General features: G+C 47.4%; 14 protein-coding genes and 2 pseudogenes. 9 read left to right on the top strand and 7 right to left on the bottom strand.

What is annotated here, in order from left to right:
* The first annotated feature begins 3 nt into the window (after nucleotides 1-3).
* The 3 genes and pseudogenes from aztC to zinT form a co-directional block, all read left to right on the top strand.
* Complete coding sequence (gene aztC, locus R9X49_RS03685) at nucleotides 4-939, top strand: zinc ABC transporter substrate-binding protein AztC (protein WP_319847270.1); 936 nt, start codon at nucleotides 4-6, stop codon at nucleotides 937-939.
* A gap of 27 nt (nucleotides 940-966) precedes the next feature.
* Nucleotides 967-2,151: pseudogene (gene aztD, locus R9X49_RS03680) on the top strand (zinc metallochaperone AztD); the annotation flags it as partial.
* 90 nt (nucleotides 2,152-2,241) lie between these two features.
* Nucleotides 2,242-2,829 (top strand): annotated as a pseudogene (gene zinT / locus R9X49_RS03675) (metal-binding protein ZinT); the annotation flags it as partial.
* A gap of 244 nt (nucleotides 2,830-3,073) precedes the next feature.
* On the opposite strand, the gene zigA reads toward zinT, so the two are convergent.
* Nucleotides 3,074-4,297: a zinc metallochaperone GTPase ZigA gene (zigA, locus tag R9X49_RS03670; protein WP_319847269.1), complete on the bottom strand. Its 1,224-nt coding sequence runs from the start codon at nucleotides 4,295-4,297 to the stop codon at nucleotides 3,074-3,076.
* Between the two features lie 245 nt (nucleotides 4,298-4,542).
* Complete coding sequence (gene tyrS / locus R9X49_RS03665; protein ID WP_319847268.1) at nucleotides 4,543-5,745, bottom strand: tyrosine--tRNA ligase; 1,203 nt, start codon at nucleotides 5,743-5,745, stop codon at nucleotides 4,543-4,545.
* A 309-nt stretch (nucleotides 5,746-6,054) separates the two neighbouring features.
* Here tyrS and R9X49_RS03660 point away from each other — a divergent pair, with 309 nt between their 5' ends.
* Nucleotides 6,055-6,399, top strand: coding sequence for a gamma-glutamylcyclotransferase family protein (locus R9X49_RS03660; RefSeq protein WP_319847267.1), 345 nt, complete (start codon nucleotides 6,055-6,057; stop codon nucleotides 6,397-6,399).
* 169 nt (nucleotides 6,400-6,568) lie between these two features.
* On the opposite strand, the gene R9X49_RS03655 is transcribed toward R9X49_RS03660, so the two are convergent.
* Nucleotides 6,569-6,814, bottom strand: a complete 246-nt coding sequence (locus tag R9X49_RS03655) for a YmjA family protein (protein ID WP_319847266.1) — start codon at nucleotides 6,812-6,814, stop codon at nucleotides 6,569-6,571.
* A gap of 473 nt (nucleotides 6,815-7,287) precedes the next feature.
* Here R9X49_RS03655 and R9X49_RS03650 point away from each other — a divergent pair, with 473 nt between their 5' ends.
* The 3 genes from R9X49_RS03650 (at nucleotide 7,288) to dgcJ (ending at nucleotide 11,133) form a co-directional block, all read left to right on the top strand.
* The gene (locus tag R9X49_RS03650) at nucleotides 7,288-8,265 is read left to right on the top strand and encodes a DUF1852 domain-containing protein (RefSeq protein ID WP_319847265.1); all 978 of its coding nucleotides are present in this window, start codon (nucleotides 7,288-7,290) and stop codon (nucleotides 8,263-8,265) included.
* A gap of 30 nt (nucleotides 8,266-8,295) precedes the next feature.
* Nucleotides 8,296-9,327 carry a methionine synthase gene (locus tag R9X49_RS03645; protein ID WP_319847264.1) on the top strand — a complete coding sequence of 344 codons (1,032 nt, stop codon included), beginning with the start codon at nucleotides 8,296-8,298 and terminating at the stop codon, nucleotides 9,325-9,327.
* A gap of 288 nt (nucleotides 9,328-9,615) precedes the next feature.
* Nucleotides 9,616-11,133 carry a diguanylate cyclase DgcJ gene (dgcJ, locus tag R9X49_RS03640; protein ID WP_319847263.1) on the top strand — a complete coding sequence of 506 codons (1,518 nt, stop codon included), beginning with the start codon at nucleotides 9,616-9,618 and terminating at the stop codon, nucleotides 11,131-11,133.
* A 132-nt stretch (nucleotides 11,134-11,265) separates the two neighbouring features.
* Here dgcJ and R9X49_RS03635 read toward each other — a convergent pair whose 3' ends face one another.
* From R9X49_RS03635 to R9X49_RS03625, 3 genes are all read right to left on the bottom strand, one after another.
* Entirely contained in the window at nucleotides 11,266-11,805 is a 540-nt protein-coding gene (locus tag R9X49_RS03635; RefSeq protein WP_319847262.1) for a DUF2058 domain-containing protein, read from the bottom strand.
* A 177-nt stretch (nucleotides 11,806-11,982) separates the two neighbouring features.
* On the bottom strand, nucleotides 11,983-12,465 hold the full coding sequence (locus tag R9X49_RS03630) for a cold shock domain-containing protein (protein ID WP_319847261.1): 483 nt from the start codon (nucleotides 12,463-12,465) through the stop codon (nucleotides 11,983-11,985).
* Between the two features lie 372 nt (nucleotides 12,466-12,837).
* Nucleotides 12,838-13,173, bottom strand: a complete 336-nt coding sequence (locus R9X49_RS03625) for a hypothetical protein (protein ID WP_319847260.1) — start codon at nucleotides 13,171-13,173, stop codon at nucleotides 12,838-12,840.
* 219 nt (nucleotides 13,174-13,392) lie between these two features.
* On the opposite strand from R9X49_RS03625, the gene R9X49_RS03620 reads away from it, so the two are divergent.
* Entirely contained in the window at nucleotides 13,393-14,067 is a 675-nt protein-coding gene (locus R9X49_RS03620) for a response regulator transcription factor (RefSeq protein WP_319847259.1), read from the top strand.
* Entirely contained in the window at nucleotides 14,064-15,458 is a 1,395-nt protein-coding gene (locus R9X49_RS03615; RefSeq protein ID WP_319847258.1) for a HAMP domain-containing sensor histidine kinase, read from the top strand. The genes R9X49_RS03620 and R9X49_RS03615 overlap by 4 nt, the downstream gene beginning before the upstream one ends.
* A gap of 186 nt (nucleotides 15,459-15,644) precedes the next feature.
* On the opposite strand, the gene R9X49_RS03610 is transcribed toward R9X49_RS03615, so the two are convergent.
* Nucleotides 15,645-17,081 (bottom strand): 6-phospho-beta-glucosidase, encoded by a 1,437-nt coding sequence (locus R9X49_RS03610; RefSeq protein WP_319847257.1) that lies wholly within the window; start codon nucleotides 17,079-17,081, stop codon nucleotides 15,645-15,647.
* Between the last annotated feature and the right edge of the window lie 20 nt (nucleotides 17,082-17,101).

The raw sequence follows: 17,101 nt of genomic DNA, 5'->3' as shown, positions 1-17,101 counted from the left end.
CCTATGAAAATTACCACGGCGCTCAGCGTCGCTGTCTTGCTTTCCCTGTCACTGCCGTTTCAGGCGAATGCCAAACTCAATGTCATTGCGAGCTTCTCTATTCTGGGCGATATGGCAAAAAATATCGGCCAAGATCGTATTGAGCTGCGCACCATCGTCGGCCCCGACAGCGATGCGCATGTGTATGAACCATCCCCAGCGGATGCGATTGCGATGGCGAAAGCCGACGTGATTTTAATTAACGGCTTACAGTTTGAGGGATTCATTAACCGGCTTATTGAGGCCAGTGAGAGCAAAGCACCGGTGGTTGAAGTGACTAACGGTGCAGAGATTATTCGCGACCCCGCTGGCGGGCATTACCATTTCTATAACGGTAAGGCGGTATTCCATGCCGCCCCTTTCGACCCTCATGCCTGGCAGTCGCTGCCTAATGCCCATATCTATGTGAAAAATATTACCGCCGCCTTTTGCGCTGCGGATAAAAGCGGTTGCGACACCTATCAGGCTAACGCCAAAGTCTATGAGGAAAAACTCATCAAACTGGGCACGGCCATCGATAGTGCAATGGCTCGCATCCCCGCATCACGCCGTACCGTGGTGGTCGGCCACAATGCCTTTCGCTATTTCGAGCACGTTTATGGCATCCACTTTTTATCCCCTCAAGGGGTGTCTACCGAGTCTGAAGCGTCTGCCGCCGATGTCGCAGGCATTCTGCGCGAGATAAAGAAAAACCGCGCCGCCGCCGTCTTCACCGAGAATATTTCGAACCCACGACTGGTGGAGCAAATTGCAGCCGAAGCCGGTTTACCCATCGCAGGCGTACTCTATTCCGACGCACTTTCAGGCCCTTCCGGCCCGGCACCAACCTATATCGCAATGATGCAGCACAACGTCAACACCATTGTGTCGGCGCTGGCTGACGATAAGCAAACTCCCTGATTTCACTCGAATCTGAACTATTTGATAATGGAGATCCACATGAAAAAGCTTTTATTACCGCTATCTATTTCAGCCATTCTGCTGGGTACTGCGGGATCGGCAATGGCGGCAGAAGAAGATGTCACCGCCTGGCGTCTGTTCGTCGCCGATCGCGACAAACCCGTCGTAAACGTGATTGATGCCCTTAATGGCGACAAGCTGACCTCCTTTACCGTGAAAGGGCCAGCATCACTTTATCGCAGTGAAAACGGTGCGACGGTGTTTGCCGTTCAGGGCAGCGCGGAAACCGTTTCGATGATCGGTTCCGGCATCTCATTCCACGATCACGGCGATCACGCCGATATTGATATCGATGAACCCACATTACTTAAGACCCAACTGACAGGTAAAAAGCCGGGACATTTCGTCGAACGTCAAGGCAAAGTCGCCCAGTGGTTTGATGGCGAACGTTACGCGATGGTCTTGAGTGAACACGCGGTGCTGGACGGCGTCAATGACGCGAAAAGAGTGTTTGTTGGTGCTGCGCATCATGGCGTTGCTGTTCCGTATGACAACCATATCGTCGCCTCCGTTCCTAACCCAGAAGATGCTTCCAAACGCCCGATCGGTGCCCATGTGATTAGCCTAGATAGTCAAACTGTCGGTGAGAATGTGGCCTGCCCCGGTCTGCACGGTTCTGCCCGTTCCGGCGATACTTACGCTCTGTCCTGCGAAACGGGCCTGCTGCTGGTAACTCAGAAAGGCGATACCCCCCAAATCCGTCATCTGCCTTACTCCAGCGCATTGCCGAAAGGCAGCGTTTCTACACTGATCGGCGGTAAAGGCATGCAGTACTTTATCGGTAACTACGGCCCAGATCGCATCGTACTTATCGACCCAACTGAAGCGCAGAGCTTCCGTTTGGTACAGTTGCCAACCCGCCGCGTGCATTTCACCGTCGATCCGGTACGTCCCAAATATGCTTATGTCTTTACGGAAGACGGCAAGTTGAATCAGGTTGATGTGCTCAAGGGTGAGATTACCCAATCTGTACGCGTCACCGAACCGTACTCTATGGACGGACATTGGAACGATGCGCGTCCGCGTATCGCCGTCGCGGCTAACAGCATCTATATTACCGATCCTCTAAAGAGCAAAATTCACGTGCTGGATGCGGTGGAGCTGAAAGAAACCAGCACAATTGATGTACAGGGACATCCGTTCAACATTGTTGCTGTCGGGGGATCGGGCAAAGTCCATGAGCACGGTACTTCTCACGATCATGGTCATTCCCACGATCACGGTCATGAGCATTCTCACGACCATGCCCACGACCATCTACATGGTGCGCCCATGACCGAAATGGAAAAGAAAGCAGCCAATGGTGTTTTCAATAATAGCGATGTAAAAGATAGAGCGCTTACCGACTGGGAAGGGATGTGGCAGTCTATTTACCCTATTATGCTGTCAGGTGAAATGGATCCGGTTTTCAAAAAGAAAGCGGAAAACGATAAGAGCAATACCTTTGAACAAGTTAAAGATTATTACCGGAAAGGCTACGCCACCACTGTTTCAGAAATAAAAATAGAAAATGGCATCATGGAATTCCATAAAGATGGCGAAGTCGCCTCATGCCATTATGACTACGCTGGGCATAAGATCCTTAACTATGTATCGGGTAAAAAAGGTGTGCGCTACCTCTTTGAATGTAAAGATGCCCAATCGAAAGCACCTAAATACGTCCAGTTCAGCGATCACACCATCGCGCCGCGTAAATCAGCCCACTTCCATATCTTTATGGGAAATACCTCTCAAGAAGAGATCCTTAAAGAAATGGATAACTGGCCAACGTATTATCCTTATCAGCTTACCAGCGATCAGGTTGTTGATGACCTGCTGCATCATCATTAATACCCGCTGAGTTCCTGTATTAAAAAGCATCGTTGTATTAAAAGGCATAGCTATTTTTCACGCTATGCCTTATTTCATTGCCGTTCGAACTGAGAACAGCTATCTATGCGACGTAAATAAAGGTGGTATGTAGGATGATCAAATTGATCGGGAGCGGTGGCAAAGATAGCGTCGGCATTTCACAACAGCGTAAAGCGTAAAAAGCCGCTTTCATTGAAGGCAGCTTTCGCAATATTTTCAAAAATTATTCTTTGAACCAGGGCTCAATCGGATCGGGATAATTAAGCCATTTTTGCAGCCCTTCCGACATTTCCGCATCCGTTAGCAAGGCTGAATTCAACCGAGCCCGCAGACCAGATTCATCCATATTCATGCCAATGAACACCAGCTCCTGACGCGCATCCCCAATACCATCTATCCAGTTTGACATGATAAATCCAAGTGATTCATCATCTTCCGGCCAACGTTCTCTGGGCACGCTGGCCCACCACATTCCGCCCAGCCCCTGACGGGCGACACCACCAGCCTGAGACCAGGATCCCGCATATTCTGGGCGACTGGCTAGCCAAAAGTAGCCTTTAGATCTGACAACGCCAGCGAGTGTATTCTCCATCACTTGCCAGAAGCGGAACGGATGAAAAGGCCTGCGAGCACGGAAGACAAAACTCGTTATTCCATACTCTTCTGTTTCTGGCGTATGTTCGCCACGCAGCTCCTTAAGCCAGCCAGGGGCCTGAGCCGCATGATCAAAATCAAATAATCCGGTATTCAGTACATTATCAAGCGGAACCTGACCAAACTGCGATACCACAATTTTTGCTCGTGGATTAAGTGAATGCAAAATAGCTTGCAGCTTACCTTTTTGCTCTTCATCAATAAGATCGACCTTATTAAGGATCAGCACATCACAGAATTCGATCTGATCGATTAAAAGATCAACCACGCTACGTTCATCTTCTTCCCCCAGCGATTCTCCGCGAGACTGGATGCTGTCCTCTGAGCCATAATCTTTAAGAAAATTGAATGCATCCACCACGGTAACCATGGTGTCAAGGCGGGCGACAGTCGAGAGACTTTCCCCATCATCACCCGCAAAGGTGAAAGTCTCAGCAACAGGAAGAGGTTCGGCAATCCCAGTAGATTCAATGACCAACTGATCAAAACGCCCCTCTTTCGCCAAACGATTCACTTCCAGTAAGAGATCTTCCCGTAGTGTGCAGCAGATACAGCCGTTACTCATTTCTACCAATTTTTCATCGGTTCGTGAAAGTTCAGCGCCGCCATCCCTAACCAGAGCAGCATCTATGTTCACTTCCGACATATCATTTACAATCACCGCCACGCGTCTGCCTTCGCGATTATTCAGGATATGGTTGAGTAAGGTTGTTTTTCCTGCACCCAGAAACCCTGATAATACGGTTACAGGAAGGCGAGAATCGTTGTTCATTGTTGCATTTAATTCAGGCATTTTTACTCTGTTCCTCAACACTTAGCCGTTTATAACCAGCCTCTCCCTTACACTCCCAGCAGGGAATGGCTTTCAAAATCTCAGCACGTGGAATCAACTGGCCTGTCTCAGCCTGCCATGTCAGTCAAACATGGGTATCCCATCGATTCTGCATGTCACGCCATGATTTGTTATGTTATAACATAACAAATCATGAGATCAATTAGGATTTTCGACCCGGCCTTTTACGCGATAGACATCAGAACCTATCTGACGATGAAGCGGTGATGTTTACCCAGCCAGAGAAGCATGCCGGGTTCTGGATTAATCATTGCCAGTTCATCAGTTTCTTTATGCGTATTGATCCTGACGGCTCCCGAACGAATCAGCCTCCGCAGCTCAGAACGGCTCATTTCGGCAATTGCCTGACTACAGAAATCAATCAGTGCCCGCGGCGCGTGCCCGTCAACGACGAGTGGAAGATGGTCCTCTTCGGTGGGATTGTGGCGCTGAAATACCCGCTCAAAATGTTTGCCCGCAGCATCTGCCGCTTCCGCATCATGGTAGATACCCACGATCTGGTGTGCCAGATCCTTTTTCATAAGAATGGGATTTTTTCCCCGCTCCATCTGCTCTCTGACCTCAGAGATATATTCTGCTGAAACATTCGTGGCCAGGCTGAAATAACTGATAATAAGCGGATCGGGTAACGACATGATCTTCCCATACATCTCTTCTGGGCTATCCGTTAATGCGATGTAGTTCCCTTTCGATTTACTCATCTTATCTTTGCCGTCCAGTCCCTCAAGCAGAGGCATCGTGATAACCGACTGCCCCTCGCTGCCGAAAGATTCCTGTAGCATTCGTCCGACCATGTTATTAAAGAGTTGATCCGTACCACCAAGCTCAATGTCCGCGTTGATCATCACGGAGTCATAGCCTTGAAGGATCGGATACAGAAGCTCATGCAGATGAATCGGTGAGGATGCGGCATACCGAGTTTTGAAATCATCACGCTGCATCATTTGCGCTAGCGTGACGCGGGAAACCAGCCCAAGAATTTCAGAAAAGGGCATTTTTCTAAACCAGTCAGAATTGCGACGCACCTGTATACGCGAAGTATCAATAATTTGGCCGAGTTGATCGAGATAGGTCTGACTATTAAGAGCGATTTGTTTTTCACTCAATGGTGGACGCAGCTTGTTACGGCCTGTCGGATCGCCAATAGAGGCGGTAAAGTCGCCAATGATAATGACGATATCGTGACCGGCATCCTGAAACTGCTTTAATTTGCGTAATACCACAGCATGCCCGAGATGAAGATCGGGTGCAGTAGGGTCGAACCCAAGCTTAATGATAAGTTTGCGATTCTCTTTTTTAGCCAGCTCAAGCTTCTTTTCAAGCCCATTAGAAGGCTCCATGATGGCAATGTTTGAAGCCAAGACGTCAATATTATTATTCGTTTTCATTGATATTCTCAGTTAAGTTGACAAACATTTAACGACGCTTTAAGTGTGTCCTTGCCAAATCAGAATGGTTGCCAATACCGCTAGAATGGTAGGCGCTCTGCTACAACCTCTGATCTTCTCCACCAATCTTACCCCTGCGACTCAGGCATTTACATTGATAAAGGCATGCAAAATGTAGGGGAATACGATGTTTTCGGAAATATGTCTTTAACGACGCTGAAGAACCTGTTGCGAACCGTTTTATTAAGCCCTAACGTGAGTATTTCTCTTCGCCCTTTGAGGATTCACTGTTTTGATTGATGAGGAAAAATGGAACGCTTGTTTGTCTACGGTACGCTGCGTCCGGGTCACGGGAATGCCTATATTCTGGAGAACATCGGTGGAGAATGGTTGCCGGGTTATGTAACAGGCACGTTTTATGAGCGTGGCTGGGGGGCCGCCGCGGATTTTCCGGGGATCGTGCTGGATGAGCACGGGTCGCGCGTCAGCGGTTACCTGTTCTTGTCCGCTAACCTTGAAGCACACTGGCCGATGCTGGATGAATTTGAAGAGGGCTACGATCGCGTTGAGGTTGTGGTTACCACGGAGGAAGGCCGGCAGGTTACAGCCTGGATTTATCAGCTACAGCCACAAACAGGCCAACACGCGATATAGATCGAATACGTTCCCTGCCCTGCCACAGCAAGGGAACCCAATTTGAAAATCCCGCTTCAGGCAACACAGGCGGGATTTTTGTTTTTAGCATCTATGACGGTCGTCTAAGATGGGAAGCGGACACAACCACACTCACCCTGCATCCTTTGCAACATGCTCTCAACAAGCGCTACTCATTGCCCCATTGATTCAGGAACGTCGCGATCTCATCAATACGATGCGCGTCGATACCGGCTTCACTGGCCATCTCTTGCTGCGCCTCTTCGCTGATTTCTTCATTATTCATTAAGCGGGTGATCAGCAGTTGGAAATAGCGTGCCACAGCATCACGTTCCGACTCGCTCACCGGCTTTTCGGATTCCGTCGAATACTCATCTGTAATGTCATAAAATTTAAGCGGTATTTCATTGTTCATCAGTCGTCCCCAGGGGTTAAGGTCTATGTCCGTTGATGCGTGCATCATCTGGCCTGAATAATACCATTCTTACTTCGTTTTCCAGTCATCCATATAGGGGCAAGGAACCAAACGAGGACGCCTCAGTCCCTTAGACGTGAAAAACTGGTAAGCTTTTCCACTTTAGCCTTACCATAAAACCATGCAAGCACCTACCACTAACCACATGAATTATAAAAATAAACCCTGTTTAACAGGGGGCGTTACAACGGCGCCGATGCGAACCGTCCCCCAAGTCATGAAGATGGCTCATGTCTATTGAAATTAAATCACTTTTACTCACGTAGTGACTCTGGCATAAATTGTGCAGTTGCAGTAGTTAGCGACAAGTAGTTAGAGACAATATGAAATCTGCTGAATGATAAGACCTGAAAATCTTCGAAAAAAAAGACATAAAATCAGGTTGATATCAACAATTAGGATGTTAGATCGCGATGAATAAGAATTTTACATTTACGATTAAGAACACGCGTTTCGATGAGAATTATAACCCGTCCGAAAATACGCGTATCACGACCAACTTTGCGAATTTGGCGAGAGGAAAGAACCGCCAGGAAAACTTGCGCAACGCCTTAACAATGATTGACAACCGTTTCAATTCTCTGGCGCATTGGGATAATCCTAAAAGCGATCGTTACGCTGTCGAACTCGATATCATTTCCGTTGAAATTGATATTGAAGGCAATGGCAACACTTTCCCGGTCATTGAAATATTGAAAACGAATGTTGTTGATAAAAAAACCAACACGCGCATTGAAGGGATTGTAGGGAATAATTTCTCCTCCTACGTGCGAGATTATGACTTTAGCGTATTGCTGTCAGATCATAATAAGAGCAACCCTGGATTTAGCACCCCCGATAACTTTGGCGATCTGCATGGAAATATCTTTAAATGCTTCGTGAATTCGAAGAGCTACAAAGAGACGTTTAGTAAAGCGCCAGTGATATGCCTCAGTGTTTCAAGTAAAAATACCTATCATCGGACGGGAAATCAGCATCCTGTATTAGGCATCGAATACCAGCAAGATGAGTATTCATTGACCGACCAATACTTCCATAAAATGGGGTTACAGGCTCGCTATTTTATGCCGCCAAATAGCGTTGCGCCTTTAGCCTTCTATTTTTCTGGTGACTTACTGAGTGATTACACGAATCTTGAGCTGATCAGCACCATCTCCACGATGGAGACGTTTCAAAAGATTTACCGACCTGAGATTTACAATGCGAACTCTCCGGCAGGTCAATGCTATCAGCCAAGCCTGAATCATCAGGATCATTCATTCACTCAAATTGTTTACGATCGAGAAGAACGTAGCCTGTTGGCTATTGAGCAGGGAAAGTTTACGGAGAAAAACTTTATCAAACCATACCACGCTATTCTTGAGCAATGGTCTGCTAATTACGTTCTTTGATTAACCAAACACACAAGGTCACCGATTATTATGAAAATATTGTTACCCACCTCAACCGCTGGCAGTTTACCGAAACCCTCTTGGCTGGCGCAGCCTGAGACACTTTGGTCACCCTGGAAATTACAAGGTGAGGAATTGGTTGAGGGCAAACAAGATGCGCTACGTTTGAGCCTGGCAGATCAACTACAGGCAGGGATTGATATTGTCAGCGACGGCGAGCAAACGCGCCAACATTTTGTCACGACGTTTATTGAGCACCTCAGCGGTGTTGATTTCGAGAAACGTGAGATCGTTAAAATTCGTAATCGCTATGACGCGAGTGTGCCGACAGTCATTGGTGCAGTGGTTCGCCAAAAGCCTGTTTTTGTTGAAGACGCCAAATTTTTACGTCAGCACACGACTCAACCGATCAAATGGGCCCTGCCTGGCCCCATGACAATGATCGATACGCTTTATGATAGCCACTATAAAAGTCGCGAAAAACTCGCCTGGGAATTCGCCACCATTCTGAATCAAGAAGCGAAAGAGTTAGAGGCGGCGGGTGTCGACATTATCCAGTTTGATGAACCCGCATTTAATGTTTTCTTTGATGAGGTAAATGATTGGGGCATTGCCGCGTTAGAAAGAGCCGTTGAAGGGCTTAAATGTGAAACTGCGGTACATATTTGCTATGGCTATGGCATCAAAGCCAATACCGATTGGAAAAAGACGCTGGGATCCGAGTGGCGGCAATATGAAGAAATTTTCCCTAAATTGCAAAAATCGGCCATCGATATCATTTCACTGGAATGTCAGAACTCCCGTGTTCCGATGGATCTGATTGAACTCATTCGCGGTAAAAAAGTGATGGTAGGCGCCATTGACGTGGCAACCAATACCATTGAGACGCCAGAAGAAGTCGCTGATACGTTACGAAAAGCGCTTCAGTTTGTGGATGCCGACAAACTCTATCCATCTACCAACTGTGGCATGGCTCCGTTATCTCGTCGCGTCGCAAGAGGCAAACTCAATGCGTTAAGTGCAGGCGCAGAAATCGTTCGCAGAGAACTCTTGGCTAAATAACGCCGCCAAATAGTAAATCACTTAAAGCAGTCTCAGTCCGGGTTGGCGATCTGATCAATCGCCAACTATCTCAAACCACCAACCGTGCTGAGCGACGACGCTCTGTAAGTATCCCGCCTAAACAAGCCATTTAATTTTAGAAAGCTTCCACATACTGACTATCCTACATCACTCTAAAGGAACGCGCTTACGCGCAGTGGGCGCCTGGCGCACGCTTCATCAGGACAGGATTTGATTAGTGCTATACTTAGCATTATTTCTTGTTGCTACAACAGGGAGTTAGCCATCTTGTCCAGGAAAAAATATATTAGTGCGGTTGTATTCATTGTGGCCTGCACCACTTCACTTTTCACTGCTCTGCTCTTCCATGAACTGCGCAATTTACAGAGCTATATGGGGTATGTAGCCGAAAATGGCAAATCAGCACTGTTCCATGAAGAATCCATCAACCAGAGCATCGCTACCCAACTTTCGCGGGCTTTTTTTTCCAGGATATATCCAGATAACCATTCCGATACTGAGCTAGCAGAGATATGTCAGCATGTTGAAACCGAAGGCAGCATATCCGGATTCAACCTTGTGACAAAAACCATGAAAAATCTTGAAGGCACCTTTCAGACACTGAACACATCGTGTGAGGAATGGGGTAGAGATATTGGTGCGTTGTCCGTTATTCACAGAACCGAAAATGATGTATTACCAAAATACAGTTTTTCAAACTATACCCATTATGCTTTCAGGAATATCAGATACTATATCGACCTTTCACATAATTATATTTATATTAATCGACTGGTCGATACGCGTAACTATACATTCAATAACTGGTTAGTGAGGAATGGCAGTGGCATCAATATAGCGCGTAGTGCACATACCATTACCATTGATGACAATGCGCTAGATGACCTCATTCGGGGTGAAAACATTGTTTCTCATATTTACCAGGATGGTTACACTAGAAATAATATCATCAGCATGCTTACTCCGGTTTTCCTGAGTGATAAGGTGAAAGGAATCCTGATTACCGACATCAACATTAACGATCTTGCTATTTCTTTTAAAACAGTCGACCGTCCTCTGCTCTGGAGATTTCTTTCTCTTTATGTGACTGATAATGCAACTGGTGCAAATATTATTTTTCATAAACCGAGCATAAAATCTTTTGATTTAATCAATCACAAAGATAGTATCACTCAGTATTACACCCTGCATGTTAAGCTAGATGCTATCTATGTCATTATTGCGAATATCTGGCTGCTCTTACTTTACACTCTGGTAACCTGGATATTATGTCGATATGCCAGTAAGCAGCTAAAAAAACAAGAATCGCTTTCCAGAGATAATGTTACCGATGCGATGACCGGTCTCTACAATAGAAAAGTCATTACGCCTGAGCTTGATAAAAAAATTCGGACACTCGTTGACAGGAACATCCCTGTCACGGTGATTGCCATTGACAGTGATGGTCTGAAAAGAATAAACGATTCTCTCGGCCACCACATGGGCGACAAGGCAATACAATATCTGGGGTTAGCGCTGGGGAATGCTATTCGCAAAAGTGACTATGGCATACGGCTTGGGGGAGATGAATTCTGTTTGATTCTTATTGATTATTCGCTGACAAAATCCCGTGACGTCATTGCCCGCGCACAGGAACATTTGCTCACCATTGATAAAGAAAAACTTGTGGCATTTTCCTGGGGTGCTCATCAGCTACACCCGAGTGACACGCTGGAAGTAGCGATGCTCAAAGCAGACGAGTTACTCTATCAGCATAAGCGCAGCAAATATGAGGAACGCAAATAAAGAGGAAGAGAAGAGGCCGCCTGTTTCTCTAAAACATTAGAGAACTGCGTTTCACCATAAATAGGCTGAATATAAAATCGTAATGAAAAGCCCGTAAGGGCTTTTCATCGATAAGCATCGGCAAAACGTGAATTACCACATCAAATCATCAGGCACTTTAAAATCAGCATACGGATCGTCTTCGTCTTGCTCTTCCTGACTCAGCGCACTATTTAAGACAATACTGCTCGCATCTCGCTGCGCAATTTTATCCGCTACGACGGCGGGGATAATCGCGTATTCACTCTCGCCGCTGCCATCAACCACCAAACGAGCAATCGCGAGACGACCACTAATCAGCTGGGCCTGAGTTAGCTTATCCACTTCTATTTTCTTAATGACGTTGTTATCTGTGAAGTTAAAACCAATATCGCCTTTTGCAATGTTGATTCTGTTCATTTCAATGAGCTGCTTCACCTGAGCTTTATATTCTTTCGATAAAACAGCCTGTTTTTGTTGTTCGCTTAGCTGTTTATCACGCTCAAGCTGTGCTTTCTTATTCTCTTCCACAGCCTCTCTTGCCTCACGAGCCTGAACACGTGATTTTTTCGCCGTTCTTTGGACTTTGGCCATTTTCTTGCTGGTCACTAATCCAGCTTTTAGCATCTGCTCTTGTAAGGTGAGTTTTGTCATTGTCGTTTCTAAACCCGTTGAATAATTTACAGGATTATACCTGTAATTTTTGAGGTAGTACCAGATTGCAGGACGCGATCGCGGTATGGCTTGAGTTTGGAGGGATTTATCAGAAGCGATGCCGACATTCTGCTTATACTAGCGAAGAACATCGGCACAGGGTCAGTCCGAATGATTTCAGACCTTGAGCAGTTTTACCGTAGCGTCGATGTCTATCTCATCTTCCGAGAAAATGAGCGTCGTTCCCTGAAAGGTGGTGATCGCCAGTTTTTTCAGAGAACGCATTTCACCGGGCTTAGCCGCGGATTTCGGCTTGATGCTATTCATCAGTATCCCCACAGACAGTACCGCATTTTCTTTATCAATGCGGGTCTCGGCAGGCACTTCTTCGCTATAAACCAGATAAGACTTGATCGACGCGAGCTTAAGACGCTCACCTGCGATATAGATGTATTTGCTTTCTGGTAAGACTTTCACAGCATACGCTGACAAGCCTTTGTTATTCGTGGTGGGTTCGAAAGTGACCGCCGCATCTTTCTTAATCAGATCGGGGTTGGCGACCTTAATCACATGAAAATAACGGTTATCGCCGTTTTCATCTTTAATGAATCCAAAACCTTTATCTTTAAACCAGGTTGTGATCGTTCCGTTCATCGCCATTACCGCCTACTTAATCGTTTATCTACTCAGTTTTTGCAGCGCGCAGTGTAAAGCACATTGCCTGCGCAGACTACGTCTTTGGGTTAAGTTTTGATGATAAATCTCTACTCAGCAAAGGAGCGCTGACCAACGCCAAAATTAACTATAGCACTCAGGCTAAACGGCGGGCATTCGGACGGTGTTGACAGAAAGGGATGTAGCTTTTAGTTTAAATATTAAAGAATTACCGGCAAAGGCAGCCCACCAAGAGAACCACATTAAAAAACCTCTTAAGAGAACTTAAACGGTTTTTTTGGGTTTGACGCATTAATCTCACCATACCCAGGTGAAGCGGCCAATCACGATTGCTATTAGCCGCTTACCGAAAGCGGTTTACTCAAATTTCATTTTCAGGACAGTGCCATTGGACAATTTACAGTTTCCGATACCAGTTTCAGCTGGCATTTCATACGAACAAACCAGTTTGTTGCCTTTATTTCCTTTAGCTTCAATCACGTTGTTCGCATTTCTACCGGTAAACGTCTCACCCTGATAGGTAACATTAAGATATCCCCCTTGATCGAGCGTTCCATTCTTCTGTCCGAAACCCGAATCATTTTGAGCTAAATAGAAAGAATAATCTTTTTTTGCAGATGCCGCTTCCAGTGAACTGCATGCAACGATGGAGAGAACGGATAACAGCATAGCGGCAGATTTTACATATTTCATTTCGAGCCTACTCCTTAAGATACTCGGGATTTAGCGAGATAATTGTTGAAACAGAAATGGTATGGCGATGTGTTAATTTCTATTTCATCGGATTCACCCGCTATTCTGCCTGCCGTATCTGTCGTTAGTCTGTCGTCCGCTCCCGCCTTATTTGATTTACGTATATCAAATATATGCTGCTAGAATCGACTCCATATTTCTGAAATCGCAGTTGATTCTATGAAAGTTTTGTTGGTAGAAGATGAGCCGGAAATGGCATCCGCTCTGAGTGATGCACTTGGTCGTCATCATGTTATTGTCGATCATGCTGAGACACTGAATGAAGCGGCAGTTGCCGTTTCAAGTTTTCCGTATGATGTCATCATCCTGGACAGAAAATTACCTGAGGGCGACGGTTTAACCTTGTTAAAGCGCTGGCGATCCGCTGCTAATGCCATTCCTGTTCTCGTCTTATCGGCCCGTGGCAGCGTAGACGACCGCATCGAAGGGTTAGAAGGTGGAGCCGATGACTATCTCACTAAACCTTTCGATGTAAGTGAACTGTTTGCTCGGCTTAAAGCACTGGTTCGACGCCCAGCGAACCTTCTATCCGATAAAGTCACTTTTGGTCGTTTAGCCTTCGATTACGTGAATGATGAAGCGAGTGTGGATGGCGTCGCTTTGATTTTGACCCGTAGAGAAACGTTAGTGCTCATGTGCCTGCTTCGCCGTTTTGGTCAGGTAGTACAAAGGCGATCGTTGATGGAAGCCGTCTTTTCCATTGACGATGAAGTACAGCCTAATGCATTGGATACACATGTCTCTCGGCTTCGGCACAAGCTTTCGGACGCGAATAGCGGTCTGGAAGTAACAGGTGTCCGGGGCGTAGGATACTTTCTCAGGGAATCCACGTGAAACTATTCCAACCTCATTCGTTACGCTGGCGACTTACAAGCCTGGTTATCGGTGCCCAGATTGTTCTGATCGTTATTTTAGGTCTGGCGCAATTAGTTGTGGAGGCAAGCCTCTGGCATAAGGGGAAAATCTACTATGGGACTGACTCTTACGCTGCGGTAAACGCGGTGGCTGATTCAGTGACACGGGACTCTGCGGGTAAGCTGATCATACAGGCAAGTCCGGAATTGCATCACTATTTGGGTGGCGACACAAAATTTTGGTTTGTCGTTCGTGATAGTCGCGGCCAACAGATTACCTATGGATCGCCACCGAAAAACATAGATTCCGCCATGTCAGCGCTGGACGCAATTGCCTACGCCGATTTGGGACAGGATATCGGAAAGTCGGAGGCCCCTCTCGGAACCGTACAATGGGCGCAGTCACAGGCCGGAGAGATTAAGGTTATGACGACGGCACAAACACCGGTGACCTTTTTAGAAGCACTCCAGATAGTTTCGGTAAAAAATCTTGTGGTGGTGGGTTTTCTTTCCTTAGTCATCATCGTCGTCGTGCTTATCACCACACCGTGGGTTGTCAAACGGACACTCGCAGGGATAAGCCGAGCCTCGGAAGACGCTGCGGCGATCGACTACAACCGCAGAGGAATGCATCTTAGTAAACAAGGCGTCCCGACAGAAATTTTACCCTTTATAGACACGGTCAATGGCGCATTTGACCGATTAGACGAAGGGTATGAATCGCATAAGCGATTTTTAGCCAATGCCGCCCATGAATTACGCACCCCCATCGCTATCTTAAACACCCGGCTTTCCGGCCTTCCCTCTGGGGCAATAAAAACCCGTTTGCTCGCCGATACCTCGAGGCTTACGGTGCTAAGCGGCCAATTGCTTGACCTGCATCGGTTTGAAAATAGCAGTACCTCGTTTGAAACCGTCAACGTTGTCGAAGTCATTGAGCGTCTCGTCGGTGATATCGCCCCGCTCGCGGTGAGTGCGGGATATGAGATCGCTTTGGAAAGCGAGGTGGCTCAGGCTTGGGTGAAAGCAGACATATTCGCGATAGAGCGCGCACTCACTAATTTGATCCAAAATGCCATTAGCTACGGCGGTCAAAGGGGAACGATCGCCGTCAGAATCGGGCTCGAAGGAAATATTGATGTACTTGACGAAGGGGACGGTATTCCTGAAGCAGAACGGGAAAGAATATTTGAACCCTTCCATCGGGTTAAAAACGACGGGCGCGGCGCTGGACTGGGCTTGGATCTTGTACAGAAAATCATGGCTATACATGGCGGCTATGCCGAATTACTGCCAGCGGTTAGGAACCGGGGCGCACACTTCCGTCTCAATTTTAGGGACGTGAAGATCGTCCTGAAAAAGGATTCATGACGATCCGGGAACGTGTTAAGCGTTGGAATCCCCTGCCCGCTTAGCAACAGCATGCAGTCATGCGATGAGCGCTCTCGAAGAAGAAATCGCTCAAAAAATGCGAGCTTACCTCAGCGCAAAACAACGGGAAAAGTCCACATAAAAACATTCCCGATGCCCATCACCTCAGCATCGGGAAACAGCCATTTAGCTGATATCACCACCATTAGTGGCAATGACTTTCTGATACCAGTGGAACGATTTTTTCTTATAACGGTTGCCGCTGCCGGAAATCGTGTCATCCAGATCGACGTAGATAAAGCCGTAGCGCTTGCTCATCTCGCCGGTAGACATGCTGACCAGATCGATACAGCCCCACGGGGTATATCCCATCAGTTCGACGCCGTCGGCAATCGCCTCGGCCATTGCTTCGATGTGCTGACGCAGGTAGTTGATGCGGTAGTCATCGGCGATATAACGATCTTCATCCGGTTTATCCACCGCACCCAAGCCATTTTCGACGATAAATAGTGGCTTTTCGTAGCGGTCATACAGTTGGTTCAGCGCAATGCGCAGCCCCACCGGATCAATTTCCCAGCCCCACTCACTGGCTTCCAGAAACGGATTGCGCGCCCCGCCCAGCAGATTGCCGTGCGCGGCCGCCGCATCCGGGTCAGTTTTATAGATGGTGGAAGACATGTAGTAACTAAAGCCGATGTAATCGACGGTGTGCTGTTTAATCAGTTCCAGATCGCCCGGCTGAATATCCAGCGTGACGCCCAGCGACTGCCACAGGCTTTTCGCGTAGTAAGGATATTTCCCGCCCGCCTGCACGTCCGCGCAGTAAAAGTTAAATGACTGAGTCTCTTTGAGCGCCGCCAGTTGATTGACAGGGTTACAGTCATAGGCGTAGTTCGTGGCAAACAGGATCATGCAGCCGATCTGGATCTGCGGGTTAGTCTCATGCGCAATTTTCACCGCCAGACTGCTGGCGACAAACTGGTTATGCCACGCCTGAAATTTAACCTGTGGCTCCAGCGCGCCAGTTTGCACCGTCAGCCCCTGACTCATGATCGGGAAGTGGGCAGCGCTGTTGATCTCGTTAAAGGTCATCCAGTACTTCACTTTGTGGCCGAAGCGCTCCAGCACCGTGCGGGCAAAGCGCTCGAAGTGGCCGATTAACTCACGGTTTTTCCAGCCACCAAAGACGGTGGCCAAATGCAGCGGCATTTCATAGTGAGAGATCGTAATCACGGGTTCGATGCCGTGGGCGATGCAGGTATCAATCACCTGTTCGTAGTGGCTCAGCCCCGCTTCGTTGGGCTGTTGCTCAATGCCGTTCGGGTAGATGCGCGTCCAGGCAATGGAGAAGCGATAGCATTTGAAGCCCATCTCGGCAAACAGCGCAATATCCTCACGGAAGCGATGATAGTGATCGATACCTTTATGGTTAGGATAGGTATAGCGCTGTTCATCCAGCGTGAAGTCAAACGCGTCGGAAGCCACGATACTTAAACGCGCTTTACCGCCGGGAATGGCATCCACAATCGACAGACCTTTGCCGTCGATATTGTAGGCCCCTTCGACCTGATTTGCTGCGGTGGCCCCGCCCCACATAAAGCCGTGCGGAAATCTTTCGCTCATGGCACTTATCCTTTATCAAT

Source organism: Pectobacterium carotovorum (genome assembly GCF_033898505.1).
In the GTDB taxonomy this organism is placed as follows: domain Bacteria; phylum Pseudomonadota; class Gammaproteobacteria; order Enterobacterales; family Enterobacteriaceae; genus Pectobacterium; species Pectobacterium carotovorum_J.
Note: the sequence above shows the minus strand (reverse complement) of the source record. Positions and strands in the feature narration are given on the sequence as shown.

Bases quoted from the DNA above. Each gene is read 5' to 3' on its own strand.
- aztC (WP_319847270.1), top strand. From the start codon at position 4: ATGAAAATTACCACGGCGCTCAGCGTCGCTGTCTTGCTTTCCCTGTCA.
- R9X49_RS03625 (WP_319847260.1), bottom strand. From the start codon at position 13,173: ATGAAATATGTAAAATCTGCCGCTATGCTGTTATCCGTTCTCTCCATC.
- tyrS (WP_319847268.1), bottom strand. From the start codon at position 5,745: ATGAAAACGAATAATAATATTGACGTCTTGGCTTCAAACATTGCCATC.
- R9X49_RS03635 (WP_319847262.1), bottom strand. From the start codon at position 11,805: ATGACAAAACTCACCTTACAAGAGCAGATGCTAAAAGCTGGATTAGTG.
- R9X49_RS03655 (WP_319847266.1), bottom strand. From the start codon at position 6,814: ATGAACAATGAAATACCGCTTAAATTTTATGACATTACAGATGAGTAT.
- zigA (WP_319847269.1), bottom strand. From the start codon at position 4,297: ATGCCTGAATTAAATGCAACAATGAACAACGATTCTCGCCTTCCTGTA.
- R9X49_RS03610 (WP_319847257.1), bottom strand. From the start codon at position 17,081: ATGAGCGAAAGATTTCCGCACGGCTTTATGTGGGGCGGGGCCACCGCA.
- R9X49_RS03630 (WP_319847261.1), bottom strand. From the start codon at position 12,465: ATGGCGATGAACGGAACGATCACAACCTGGTTTAAAGATAAAGGTTTT.
- R9X49_RS03660 (WP_319847267.1), top strand. From the start codon at position 6,055: ATGGAACGCTTGTTTGTCTACGGTACGCTGCGTCCGGGTCACGGGAAT.
- R9X49_RS03650 (WP_319847265.1), top strand. From the start codon at position 7,288: ATGAATAAGAATTTTACATTTACGATTAAGAACACGCGTTTCGATGAG.
- R9X49_RS03620 (WP_319847259.1), top strand. From the start codon at position 13,393: ATGAAAGTTTTGTTGGTAGAAGATGAGCCGGAAATGGCATCCGCTCTG.
- R9X49_RS03645 (WP_319847264.1), top strand. From the start codon at position 8,296: ATGAAAATATTGTTACCCACCTCAACCGCTGGCAGTTTACCGAAACCC.